Origin of the sequence: Photorhabdus caribbeanensis (assembly GCF_018448885.1) — a bacterium.
In the GTDB taxonomy this organism is placed as follows: Bacteria; Pseudomonadota; Gammaproteobacteria; order Enterobacterales; family Enterobacteriaceae; genus Photorhabdus; species Photorhabdus caribbeanensis.
Genome location: NZ_RCWB01000036.1, coordinates 1 through 12842, shown reverse-complemented (window position 1 = coordinate 12842; position 12842 = coordinate 1). Strand labels below are relative to the sequence as shown.

Sequence of the window (12842 nt, the reverse complement as noted above, 5' to 3'; positions counted from 1 at the left end):
ATGTTGGTTGAAAAACAATTTATCCCAGATAATAGATCATGAGTATGAATAATGACTATCAACGTTGAAGCGTTAATTAATAGCTTAGGGAAAACTTATCAGGAGATTTTTGATGAAGGATTGATTCCTTATAAAACGAAACCAACAGGATACCCTGGAACTCCAGATATTACTTTAAGTATGGCTAAAGAGGGTATGCATTTAGCGTTTAAAAGAGATGGTAAGATTTTATTTGCTGTAGAGCTTTTTCTGCTTGATCAGAAGAGACCTTTATACCAATTCCCTAATGAATTACCTTCTCCCTTGAAGCCTTTAATGACTAGGGGATGGGTTCATGAGCAGTTTGGTAAGCCAGAAAAGGCTCTTCCGCCGAGAAAATTTCTCAAGAAAGATGTTGGTTGGACGGAACTGTATACGCTACTGGATTTTCGGATACCAACCAGTATGCAGATTGATTACGATCTATTGGAACAAGTGGAGTCAATTGCGTTCTTATCCACATCAGAATTACGTTGGTAATCAACAATAGGGTGGGCGGTTATTTTTAAAAACTAATTCATTTTTGAATGGTTTGAAAAGTTAAATCTCCAATGAATTAGCTGAACCAATAACAGAGGTTATATAAGTAATGACTATCAACGTTGAAGCTCTAATTAATCGTTTAGGTAAAACTTATCAGGAAATTTTTAATGAGGGACTAATTCCTTATAAAACTAAGCCATCAGGTTTCTCTGGTTGTGAAGTGGTATCCTTGGATATGGTAAGAGAAGGTGCTTTTTTGTCTTTTTATAGAAAAGATAGAAAATTAAAGGAGATTACATTAACTTTAATTAACAATAAACCTGCTTATTTATTCCCTAGTGAGTTGCCATCACCATTAATTCCTAAAATGTCACGTAAATGGATTCATGAGCATTTTGGTGAGCCTGAAAAATCTCATCCTCCCGAGATGGTTATGAAGCGCCAGTTTGGTTGGACAGAATTATATACATTACTTGATTTTCGTATTCCTACAAGTATGCAGATTTCTTATGATCTTACTGAACAGGTTGAATCTTTGACTTTCTTACCCACTTCAGAAGTTCGTTGGTAATCAATATGTAGATGAGAGGCTCTTTCTGAAAGCCAATTCATTTTCGGGTAGTTTGAAAAATAAAGTCGTAGGTGAATTGGCTAAATCAAGAGTAGAGGTGATATAAATAATGACTATCAACGTTGAAGCCCTAATTAATAGTTTGGGGAAAACCTATCAGGAAATCTTCGATGAAGGGCTAATTCCTTATAGAAGTAAGCCAAGCGGTCCCCTTGGGGTACTTAATATTGGTATTGATATGGTAAAAGAGGGAGTTTTTTTATCGTTTGAACGGAGTAGTAAAACATTAAACGAAATTACTTTAAGGTTGCTTAGGGACGATAAAGCTTCATTTATATTCCCAAATGAATTGCCATCACCATTGAAGCACTCTATGGATAGGGAATGGATTAAAAAAAACTTAGGTAGTCCGATTAAATCAATACCGCCAAGGCAAATTTTGAAAAGGCAGTTTGGTTGGAAAGATTTATATCGTTTTACAGACGAAATCAGTATGCAGATCTCTTATGATTTACGTGAGCAGGTTAACTCAGTGACTTTTTTACCTACCTCAGAAGTACGTTGGTAATTAATAAAGAGACTTTATATTTAGAGCTTTAGCTATTCGGATATGCGGAATTTGATTTAATTCACTTCTCATTACTTTTCAATAAACTGTATTGTTAATAAAATAATAAAAATAGACCAAGAATATCCATTGCATTGATTATTTTGTAAATAAATCATAAATATAAGTAAATGTTTATTCTAAATAATTATATAAAGGTAAAGTTATTTTATTGTCTGTATTTTGTTTTTTAATGTAAGCAAGTTTTGTGATTTATTATATTTTTCATCACACATCATCACTGTGTATGGCGTCTTTAGAAGGTGTGACGACCTGATGTTCTCAAGGCGTGTATTTGTTCTGGTGCCTTTCTTACACATAACGATGGTAGTTATTTTTTTGCGCGAAAAAATCTGTTTCTCATAATAAACCTCAATTCAGGAGTCCGTATGAATCAACTCGCCAGTCCCCTGATTTCCCGCACCGAAGAGATCCACAACCTGCCCGGTAAATTGACCGATCTTGGTTATACCTCAGTGTTTGATGTGGTACGTATGCCGCGTGAGCGTTTTATTCGTGAGCATCGTGCTGATCTCGGGCGCAGTGCTGAAAAAATGTATGACCTGGCAGTGGGCTATGCTCATCAGGTGTTACACCATTTTCGCCGTAATTCTCTTAGTGAAGCGGTTCAGTTTAGCTTTAAAAGTCCGTTTTCTGTGTCAGGTCCCGATTACGCCAATCAGTTCCTTGATGCAAACACTGGCTGGAAAGATAAAGCACCTAGTGGATCACCAGAAGCCAACGATGCGCCGGTAGCTTATCTGACTCATATTTATCAACTGGCCCTTGAACAGGAAAAGAGTGGTGCTAGTGCCATTATGAATACGCTGGCGGAACGTCGACCTGATATTGGCGCTTTGTTAATTAATGATAAAACGATCAATGAGGTGATACCGCAATTACAATTGGTCAATGAAATTCTGTCCAAGGCCATTCAGAAGAAACTAAGTTTGGCTGATCTGGAAGCGGTAAATGCCAAACTCTCCACCACCCGTTACCCGAATAATTTGCCATATCATTATGGTCATCAACAAATTCAGACAGCTCAGTCAGTATTGGGTACCACGTTGCAAGATATCACTCTGCCACAGACGCTGGATCTACCGCAAAACTTCTGGGCAACAGCAAAAGGAAAACTGAGCGATGCGACTGCCGGTGCTTTGACTCGCCTGCAAATCATGGCGAGTCAGCTTTCGCCGGAGCAGCAGAAAATCATGGTGGAAACCGTCGGTCAGGATTTCTATCAGCTAAATTATGGTGACAGTTCGCTTACGGCGAACAGTTTCAGCGATATGACCATACTGACTGATCGAACAAGTTTGACTGTACCCCAGGTAGAACTGATGTTGTGCTCAACGGTTGGGGGGGCTACAGTGGTTAAGTCTGATAATGTGAGTTCTGGTGACATGACAGTGACGCCATTTGCTTACGGCGCTCGCTTTATTCATGCCGGTAAGCCGGAGGCGATTACCCTGAGTCGCAGTGGCGCGGAGGCGCATTTTGCTCTGACGGTTAACAATCTGACTGATGACAAGTTGGACCGTATTAACCGCATCGTGCGCCTGCAAAAATGGCTGAATCTGCCCTATGAGGATATTGACCTGCTGGTGACTTCTGCTATGGATGCGGAAGCAGGAAATACTGCGCTGTTGATGAATGATAATACGTTACGTATGTTGGGGGTGTTCAAACATTATCAGGCGAAGTACGGTGTTAGCGCCAAACAATTTGCTGGCTGGCTGCGCGTGGTGACTCCGTTTGCCATTACACCCGCAATACCATTCTTAGATCAGGTGTTTAACTCAGTCGGCACCTTTGATACACCGTTTGTGATAGATAATCGGGATTTTGTCTATATATCGACCACCGGGGGAGATGGGGCGCGTGTTAAGCATATCAGTACGGCACTGGGTCTCAATTATCGTCAATTCCTGTTATTAGCGGATAATATTGCCCGTCAACAGGGGAATATCACGCAAAGTACACTCAACTGTAATCTGTTTGTGGTATCAGCTTTCTACCGTCTGGCTAATCTGGCGCGCACATTGGGGATGAACCCAGAGTCTTTCTGTGCCTTGGCGGATCGATTAGATGCAGGTACAGGCATCGTCTGGCAGCAATTGGCAGGAAAACCGATAATCACTGCACCGCAAAAAGATTCCCCGCTGGTGGCGGATATCTTGAGTTTGCTGCAAGCGCTAAGTGCGATCGCTCAATGGCAACAACAGCACGATTTACCCATTGAAACCTTACTTTTACTGTTGAGTAGCGGTTCTACCTTTGTCGGGCAGGGCACTGACGATCAATTGAACTTTATCCGTCAAGTGTGGCAGAACCTGGGCAGTACATCGGTGGATGCAACATTGTTGTCCCGCAGTGGGGCGCCATTAGTCGATACCAACGGCCACGCTATTGACTGGTTTGCTCTGCTCTCAGCAGGTAATAGTCCGCTTATCGATAAGGTTGGTCTGGTGACTGATGCTGGCATACAAAGTGTTATAGCAACGGTGGTCAATACACAAAGCTTATCTGATGAAGATAAGAAACTGGCAATCACTACTCTGACGAATACGCTGAATCAAGCGCAGCAAACTCAGCAAGGTGTGGCCGTCAGTCTGTTGGCGCAAACTTTGAATGTGAGTCAGTCACTGCCTGCGTTGTTGTTACGCTGGAGTGGGAAAACAACCTATCAGTGGCTGAGTATGACTTGGGTATTGAAGGATACTGTTAAGTCTGCGGCTGATATTCCTGCCGACTATTTGCGCCTATTGCGTGAAGTGGTACGCCGTTCCTTGTTAACCCAACAATTCACATTGAGTCCAGTGATGGTGCAAACCTTATTGGACTATCCCGCCTATTTTGGCGCTTCCGCAGAAACAGTGACCGATATCAATTTGTGGATGCTCTATACCTTAAGCCGTTACAGCGATCTACTGCTCCAGGTGGGTAAAGCCGGTGGTGGTACGGAAGATGATGTGTTGACCTACTTACGCACAGCTAATGCTGCTGCATCGTTGAGTCAGGCTGATGCTGCACAGACGTTGGCAACGCTATTGGGTTGGGAGGCTAACGAACTGCAAGCCGCTTGGGCGGTATTAGGTGGAATTGCCAAAACCACTCCGCAACTGGATACGCTGCTGCGTCTGCAACAGGCACAAAGCCAGACTGGTCTTGGCGTTACACAGCAACAGCAAGGCTACGCTCTGAGCCGTGATAATGATTATCCCCTTTGGCAAAGCACCGGTCAGGCGCTGGTGGCTGGCGTATCCCATGTCAAGGGTAGTAACTGAGCATAGCAGAAGCTCACTACCTGAGTGGATTTGATTTTTCCGTATGGCCCAATGAGGCTGTTTCTAAACCGCCATTTAAGTAAGGCAGGTGTAATTATGTTATCGACAATGGAAAAGCAACTGAATGAATCCCAGCGTGATGCGTTGGTGACTGGCTATATGAATTTTGTGGCGCCGACGCTGAAAGGCGTCAACAAACAACCAGTGACGGTGGAAGACTTGTACGAATATTTGCTGATTGACCCCGAAGTGGCCGATGAAGTTGAGACCAGTCGAGTCGCTCAAGCCATTGCCAGCATACAGCAATATATGACTCGTTTGGTTAACGGCTCTGAACCGGGGCGTCAGGCAATGGAGCCATCGACCGCTAACGAATGGCGTAACAGTGATAACCAATATGCGGTTTGGGCTGCGGGGGCTGAGGTCCGAAATTACGCCGAAAATTACATTTCCCCCATCACCCGACAGGAAAAAAGCCATTATTTCTCGGAGCTGGAGACCACGTTAAATCAGAACCGACTCGATCCGGACCGGGTGCAGGATGCTGTTCTGGGATACCTCAATGAGTTTGAGGCGGTGAGTAATCTGTATGTGCTCAGTGGCTATATTAATCAGGATAAATTTGATCAGGCCATTTACTATTTTATTGGCCGTACTACCACCAAACCGTATCGCTACTATTGGCGCCAGATGGATTTGAGTAAAAACCGTCAAGATCCGGCTGGGAATCCGGTGACGCCAAATTGCTGGAATGATTGGCAGGAAATTACCTTGCCGTTGTCTAGTGATACGGTGCTGGAACATACAGTTCGCCCGGTATTTTATAACGACCGGCTGTATGTGGCTTGGGTTGAGCGTGACCCGGCAGTGCAAAAGGGGGCCGACGGCAAAGATATCGGTAAGACCCACGCCTACAGCATAAAGTTTGGCTATAAACGCTATGATGATACTTGGACAGCGCCGAATACGACCACGCTGATGACGCAGCAAGCAGGGGAAAGTTCAGAAACGCAGCGAACCGGCCTGTTGATTGATGAATCGAGCACCACATTGCGTCAAGTCAATCTGCTGGCTACCACCGATTTTAGTATCGACCCGACGGAAGAAACGGACAGTAACCCGTATGGTCGCTTGATGTTGGGGGTGTTTGTACGCAATTTTACGGGAAACCCATATCAGAATCGCCCTACTGTGTACGGCTACTTGTACTGTGATTCAGCCTTTAATCGCCATACTCTCAAGCCGTTAAGTAAGAACTTTTTGTTCAGTACTTACCGTGATGAAACAAATGATCAGAACTGTCTACAATTTGCGGTATATGATAAAAAGTATGTGATTACTAAGGTTATTGCAGGTTCAACAGAAGATCCTGAAAATACCGGTTGGGTAGGTAAAGTTGATGACTTGAAACAGGGTACTTCCGGGGCCTATGTGTATATCGATCAAGATGGCCTGACACTCCATATCCAAACCACAACTAATGGGGATTTTATTAACCGCCATACGTTTGGGAGTGATGACAGAGAAAACGATTCTAAATCTGGTTATGGTTTTTCTTGGTCAGGGGATGAAGGTTTTTATCTGGATTACCATGATGGAAATTATTACACCTTTCATAATGCAATAATCACCTATTATCCTGCTGGATATGGTGGTGGAGCTGTTCCTAATGGAACGTGGGCGTTAGAGCAAAGGGTTAATGAGGGATGGGCTATTGCCCCCCTGCTTGATACTCTCCATACTGTTACTGTGAAAAACAGTTATATCGCTTGGGAAGGGGATACGCCTACCGGTTATAATCTGTATATTCCAGACGGTACCGTGTTGCTAGATTGGTTTGATAAAATAAATTTTGCTATTGGTCTTAATAAGCTTGAGGCTGTATTTACGTCTCCAGATTGGCCAACACTAACCACTATCAAAAACTTTAGTAAGATCGCCGATAACCGCAAGTTCTATCAGGAAATCAATGCTGAGACGGCGGATGGACGCAACTTGTTTAAACGTTACAGTGATCAAACTTTCAGGCTTACCAGCGGTGCGACCTATTCTACAACTTATACCTTGTCTGAGGCGGATTTCTCCACTGATCCAAATAAAAACTACCTACAGGTTTGTTTGAATGTCGTGTGGGATCATTATGACCGCCCATCAGGGAGAAAAGGGGCTTATTCCTGGGTTAGTAAGTGGTTCAATGTCTATGTCGCGTTGCAGGATAGTAAGGCGCCAGATGCCATTCCTCGATTGATTTCCCGTTACGATAGCAAGCGTGGTCTGGTGCAATATTTAGACTTCTTGACCTCATCATTACCCGCGAAAACTCGTCTTAACACCACCTTTGTACGTACCTTGATTGAGAAAGCTAATCTGGGGCTAGATAGTTTGCTGGATTACACCTTGCAGGCAGATCCTTCTCTGGAGGCTGATCTGGTCACTGATGGCAAAAGTGAGCCAATGGACTTTAACGGTTCAAACGGTCTCTATTTCTGGGAATTGTTCTTTCACCTGCCGTTTCTGGTTGCTACGCGCTTTGCCAGCGAACAGCAATTTTCGTCGGCGCAAAAGAGTTTGCATTACATCTTCGATCCGGCAATGAAAAACAAACCGCACAATGCTCCGGCTTACTGGAATGTACGTCCGTTGGTTGAGGGACACAGTGATCTTTCACGTCACTTGGGAGATCCTATCGATCCGGATACTCAAGCTTATGCTCATCCGGTGATATACCAGAAAGCAGTGTTTATCGCTTATGTCAGCAACCTGATTGCTCAGGGTGATATGTGGTACCGCCAATTGACCCGTGATGGTTTGACTCAGGCCCGTGTCTATTACAATCTGGCCGCTGAGTTGCTAGGGCCTCGGCCGGATGTGTCGTTGAGCAGCACCTGGATACCGCAAACCCTGGATACCTTGGCTGCCGGGCAAAAAACAGCGTTACGTGACTTTGAGCACCAATTGGCTAACAGTAATACTGTCTTACCCGCATTACCGGGCAATAACATTAGCCACTTGAAACTGGCAGATAATGGCTACTTTAACGAGCCGCTCAATGTTCTGATGTTGTCCCACTGGGATACGTTGGATGCACGGTTATACAATTTGCGTCATAACCTGACCGTTGATGGCAAGCCGCTTTCGTTGCCGCTGTATGCTGCGCCTGTTGATCCAGTCGCACTGTTGGCTCAGCGTGCTCAGTCCGGCACGTTGACGAATGGCGTCAGCGGCGCCATGTTGACGGTGCCGCCATACCGTTTCAGCGCAATGTTGCCGCGGGCTTACAGCGCCGTGGGTACGTTGACCGGTTTTGGTCAGAACTTGCTTAGCTTGTTGGAACGTAGCGAACGGGCCGGTCAAGAAGAGCTGGCGCAACAGCAACTGTTGGATATGTCCAGCTACGCCATCACGTTGCAACAGCAGACGTTGGATGGATTGGCGGTGGATCGTCTTGCGCTGTTGGCTAGTCAGGCGACGGCGCAACAGCGTCATGATCACTATTACATCTTGTATCAGAACAACATCTCCAGTGCGGAACAATTGGTGATGGACACTCAAACGTCAGCACAATCCCTGATTTCTTCTTCCACCGGCGTACAAACTGCCAGTGGCGCGTTGAAAGTGATCCCGAATATCTTTGGTTTGGCTGATGGCGGCTCGCGCTATGAAGGGGTAACGGAAGCGATTGCCATCGGATTGATGGCTGCCGGTCAAGCTACCAGCGTGGTGGCCGAGCGTCTGGCAACCACGGAGAACTACCGCCGTCGTCGTGAAGAGTGGCAAATTCAATACCAACAGGCACAGTCTGAGGTCGACGCATTACAGAAACAGTTGGATGCGCTGGCGGTGCGCGAGAAAGCGGCTCAGACTTCCCTGCAACAGGCAAAGGCGCAGCAGGTACAAATTCGGACCATGCTGACTTACTTAACTACTCGTTTCACCCAAGCGACTCTGTACCAGTGGCTGAGCGGTCAATTATCCGCGTTGTACTATCAGGCGTATGATGCCGTGGTTGCTCTCTGCCTCTCTGCCCAAGCTTGCTGGCAGTATGAATTGGGTGATTACGCCACCACTTTTATCCAGACCGGTACCTGGAATGACCATTATCGTGGTCTGCAAGTGGGAGAAACACTGCAACTCAATTTGCATCAGATGGAAGCGGCGTATTTGGCTCGTCACGAACGCCGTCTTAATGTGATTCGTACAGTGTCGCTCAAAAGTCTATTGGGTGATGATGGTTTTGGTAAGTTAAAAACTGAGGGCAAAGTTGACTTTACATTAAGCGAAAAGCTGTTTGACAACGACTATCCGGGACACTATTTGCGTCAGATTAAAACCGTGTCGGTGACATTGCCGACGTTGATCGGGCCGTATCAAAATGTGAAGGCAACGCTCACCCAGACCAGCAGTAGTACATTGTTAGCAGCAGATATCAATGGTGTTAAACGTCTCAATGATCCGACAGGTAAAGAGGGGGATGCGACGCATATTGTCACTAACCTGCGGGCCAGCCAGCAAGTGGCGCTCTCTTCTGGCATTAATGATGCCGGTAGCTTTGAGCTGCGTTTGGAAGATGAGCGCTATTTATCGTTTGAGGGCACGGGGGCGGTCTCCAAATGGACGCTTACCTTCCCGCGTTCAGTGGATGAACATATTGATGGCAACACATTGAAAGCGGATGAGATGCAGGCGTCACTGTTGGCGAATATGGATGATGTACTGGTGCAGGTACATTATACCGCCTGCGATGGCGGCGCTAGTTTCGCAAATCAGGTCAAGAAAACACTCTCTTAAATTAACATTTAACTAATACCTCCCACTCTGTTCGCCAGAGTGGGAGAAGGTTTGTCATATCTAAAATCAATCTTGCGATCTTTCTCCATTTCATTGGAAGGGAAGCTGTAAAACAAAATAGAAGGAATATGATATGAGTACGTCTGAGACCACTCTTTATACTCAAACCCCAACAGTCAGCGTGTTAGATAATCGCGGCCTGTCCATTCGCGATATTGGTTTTCACCGTGTTGTAATCGGGGGGGATACTGACACCCGCGTCACCCGTCACCAGTATGATGCCCGTGGACACCTGAACTACAGTATTGATCCACGCTTGTATGATGCAAAGCAGGCTGATAACTCAGTAAAGCCTAATTTTATCTGGCAGCATGATCTGGCCGGTCATGCCTTGCGGACAGAGAGTGTCGATGCTGGTCGTACTGTGGCATTGAATGATATTGAAGGTCGTCCGGTAATGACGATGAATGCGACCGGTGTTCGTCAGACCCGTCGCTATGAAGGTAATACCTTGCCCGGTCGCCTGTTATCTGTGAGCGAGCAAGTTTCCGACCAAGAGACTTCTCAAGTGACTGAGCGCTTTATCTGGGCGGAGAATACCACCGCGGAGAAAGAGTATAACCTTTCCGGTTTGTGTATACGCCACTATGACACGGCGGGCGTTACCCGGTTGATGAGTCAGTCACTGGCGGGCGCCATGTTATCTCAATCTCACCAATTGCTGGCAGAAGGGCAGGAGGCTAACTGGAGCGGTGACGACGAAACTGTCTGGCAGCGAATGCTGGCGAGTGAAGTGTATACAACACAAAGTACAACCAATGCCATCGGGGCTTTACTGACCCAAACCGATGCGAAAGGCAATATCCAGCGTCTGGCTTATGACATTGCCGGTCAGTTAAAAGGCAGTTGGTTAACGGTGAAAGGCCAGCGTGAACAGGTGATTGTTAAGTCCCTGAGCTGGTCAGCCGCAGGCCATAAATTGCGTGAAGAGCACGGTAACGGCGTGATTACCGAGTACAGTTATGAACCGGAAACTCAACGTCTGATGGGTATTACCACCCGACGCGCCGAAGAGAGTCAATCAGGAGCGAAAGTATTGCAGGATCTCCGTTATGAGTATGATCCGGTGGGGAATGTCGTCAGTATCCATAATGATGCCGAAGCCACCCGCTTTTGGCGCAATCAGAAAGTGGAGCCTGAGAACCGCTACGTTTATGATTCTCTGTATCAGCTTATTAGCGCAACAGGGCGTGAAATGGCTAATATCGGCCAGCAAAGCAACCAACTTCCCTCACCTGTTATACCTGTTCCTACTGACAACAACACTTATACCAATTACCTTCGTACCTATACTTATGACCGTGGCGGTAATTTGGTTCAAATCCGACACAGTTCACCCGCGACTCAAAATAGTTACACCACAGATATAACCGTTTCAAGCCGCAGTAACCGGGCGGTATTGAGTACATTAACGACAGATCCAACTCAAGTGGATGCGCTATTTGATGCCAGCGGTCATCAGAAGACGTTAATACCGGGGCAAAATCTGGATTGGAATATTCGTGGTGAATTGCAACGAGTGACACCGGTGAGCCGCGAAAATAGCAGTGACAGTGAATGGTATCGTTATAGCAGTGATGGCATGCGGCTGTTAAAAGTGAGTGAACAGCAGACCGGCAACAGTACTCAAGTACAACGGGTGACTTATTTACCGGGATTAGAGCTACGCACAACTGGAATTGCAGATAAAACAACCGAAAGTTTGCAGGTGATGACGGTAGGTGAAGCGGGCCGCGCACAGGTAAGGGTATTGCACTGGGAGAGCGGCAAACCAGCAGATATCGACAACAATCAGGTACGCTACAGTTACGATAATCTGCTTGGTTCCAGCCAGCTTGAGCTGGATGGCGAAGGGCAGATTCTCAGTCAGGAAGAGTATTATCCGTATGGCGGCACAGCGATATGGGCAGCGAAAAATCAGACAGAAGCCAGCTATAAATTTGTTCGTTACTCTGGTAAAGAGCGGGATGCCACCGGGTTGTATTATTACGGCTACCGTTATTATCAACCTTGGGTGGGCCGCTGGTTGAGTGTTGATCCGGCGGGAACCGTGGATGGGCTGAATTTGTACCGGATGGTGAGGAATAACCCCATCACATTGACTGACCATGATGGATTAGCTCCGTCTCCGAACCGCAATCGGAATACATTTTGGTTTGCTTCATTTCTGTTTCGTAAACCTGATGAGGGAATGTCTGCGTCAATGAGACGGGGACAAAAAATTGGCAGAGCCATTGCTGGCGGGATTGCGATTGGTGGTCTTGCGGCTATCATTGCCGGTACGGCTGGCGCGGCTATCCCCGTTATTCTGGGGGTTGCGGCCGTAGGCGCAGGGATTGGTGCGTTGTTGGGGTATAACGTGGGTAGTCTGCTGGAAAAAGGTGGAGCATTGCTTGCTCGACTCGTACAGGGAAAATCGACGTTAGTACAGTCGGCGGCGGGCGCTGCTGCCGGGGCGAGTTCAGCCGCGGCTTATGGTGCGCGGGCCCAAGGTGTTGGTGTTGCATCAGTCGCCGGGGCGGTAACGGGAGCGGTGGGATCATGGATAAATAATGCTGACCGGGGGATAGGCGGCGCTATTGGGGCCGGGAGTGCGGTAGGCACCATTGATACCATGTTGGGGACTTCCGCCACTCTTACCCATGAAATCGGGGCTGCGGCGGGTGGCGCGGCTGGTGGGATGATCACCGGTACACAAGGGAGTACTCGGGCAGGTATCCATGCCGGTATCGGCACCTATTATGGCTCCTGGGTTGGTTTTGGTTTAGATGTCGCCAGTAACCCTGCTGGACATTTAGCCAATTACGCGGTGGGTTATGCTGCTGGTTTGGGGGCCGAAATGGCGATCAATAGAATAATGGGTGGTGGATTTTTAAGTAACCTCAGCTTCGTTTAAAAATAGCGATATCACAATCCCGTAAATTCAAGCTCGGTTTTTTAGGTTGGAATGTATAAGCAATTAGGCCAGCGACGATTTCCAATAAAAAACCGAGCTGACTGCGGT

The 12842-nt window shown here is 46.6% G+C and carries 6 protein-coding genes and 1 pseudogene; 6 read left to right on the top strand and 1 reads right to left on the bottom strand.

The features are described from left to right. The first annotated feature begins 51 nt into the window (after positions 1-51). The 6 genes from EAE90_RS19235 to EAE90_RS19210 all read left to right on the top strand — a co-directional run bounded on the left by EAE90_RS19235 (position 52) and on the right by EAE90_RS19210 (position 12734). The gene (locus tag EAE90_RS19235) at positions 52-519 is read left to right on the top strand and encodes a DUF6392 family protein (RefSeq protein ID WP_214054843.1); all 468 of its coding nucleotides are present in this window, start codon (positions 52-54) and stop codon (positions 517-519) included. 109 nt (positions 520-628) lie between these two features. Beyond that, positions 629-1093, top strand: coding sequence for a DUF6392 family protein (locus EAE90_RS19230; protein ID WP_214054842.1), 465 nt, complete (start codon positions 629-631; stop codon positions 1091-1093). A 109-nt stretch (positions 1094-1202) separates the two neighbouring features. Further along, the gene (locus tag EAE90_RS19225; RefSeq protein WP_214054841.1) at positions 1203-1661 is read left to right on the top strand and encodes a DUF6392 family protein; all 459 of its coding nucleotides are present in this window, start codon (positions 1203-1205) and stop codon (positions 1659-1661) included. Between the two features lie 428 nt (positions 1662-2089). Beyond that, complete coding sequence (tccA, locus tag EAE90_RS19220; protein WP_214054840.1) at positions 2090-4990, top strand: insecticidal toxin complex protein TccA; 2901 nt, start codon at positions 2090-2092, stop codon at positions 4988-4990. 96 nt (positions 4991-5086) lie between these two features. After that, on the top strand, positions 5087-9778 hold the full coding sequence (gene tccB, locus EAE90_RS19215; RefSeq protein WP_214054838.1) for an insecticidal toxin complex protein TccB: 4692 nt from the start codon (positions 5087-5089) through the stop codon (positions 9776-9778). A 133-nt stretch (positions 9779-9911) separates the two neighbouring features. Beyond that, positions 9912-12734, top strand: a complete 2823-nt coding sequence (locus EAE90_RS19210; protein WP_246550973.1) for an RHS repeat domain-containing protein — start codon at positions 9912-9914, stop codon at positions 12732-12734. Here the strand turns inward: EAE90_RS19210 and EAE90_RS24755 are convergent. Continuing rightward, a pseudogene (locus tag EAE90_RS24755) lies at positions 12721-12842 on the bottom strand (IS982 family transposase); the annotation flags it as partial. The gene EAE90_RS19210 and the pseudogene EAE90_RS24755 overlap by 14 nt on opposite strands.

Excerpts from the sequence above, each read along its gene's own strand:
- EAE90_RS19235 (WP_214054843.1), top strand. The coding sequence starts at position 52 with ATGACTATCAACGTTGAAGCGTTAATTAATAGCTTAGGGAAAACTTAT.
- EAE90_RS19230 (WP_214054842.1), top strand. The coding sequence starts at position 629 with ATGACTATCAACGTTGAAGCTCTAATTAATCGTTTAGGTAAAACTTAT.
- EAE90_RS19225 (WP_214054841.1), top strand. The coding sequence starts at position 1,203 with ATGACTATCAACGTTGAAGCCCTAATTAATAGTTTGGGGAAAACCTAT.
- tccA (WP_214054840.1), top strand. The coding sequence starts at position 2,090 with ATGAATCAACTCGCCAGTCCCCTGATTTCCCGCACCGAAGAGATCCAC.
- tccB (WP_214054838.1), top strand. The coding sequence starts at position 5,087 with ATGTTATCGACAATGGAAAAGCAACTGAATGAATCCCAGCGTGATGCG.
- EAE90_RS19210 (WP_246550973.1), top strand. The coding sequence starts at position 9,912 with ATGAGTACGTCTGAGACCACTCTTTATACTCAAACCCCAACAGTCAGC.